The 260-nt window shown below is 46.5% G+C and carries 1 protein-coding gene; it reads right to left on the bottom strand.

The window, feature by feature from the left end; translation table 11 throughout:
* A partial coding sequence (locus AAEY78_RS13735; protein WP_352339908.1) for a metallopeptidase TldD-related protein occupies positions 1-260 on the bottom strand: 260 nt, incomplete at both ends.

The following is a 260-nucleotide window of genomic DNA, read 5'->3' as shown; positions in this document are numbered from 1 at the left end:
GCCTCAGGTCCGTTACCAATTAAGGTCGCGCCTTTAATCGCCTGAGTGACTTCACCGTCTTCAATCAAATATGCTTCAGAAGCCGAGAACACAAACTTGCCTGAAGTGATATCTACCTGTCCGCCACCAAAGTTAGGTGCGTAAATGCCTTTTTTCACTGACTTAATAATGTCTGCTGGATTGGAATCACCGGCTTTCATGTAAGTATTGGTCATACGCGGCATAGGTAAATGCGCATAAGATTCGCGGCGACCATTCCC

This window comes from Psychrobacter sp. 16-MNA-CIBAN-0192, from assembly GCF_040309565.1.
In the GTDB taxonomy this organism is placed as follows: Bacteria; Pseudomonadota; Gammaproteobacteria; order Pseudomonadales; family Moraxellaceae; genus Psychrobacter.
Note: the sequence above shows the minus strand (reverse complement) of the source record. Positions and strands in the feature narration are given on the sequence as shown.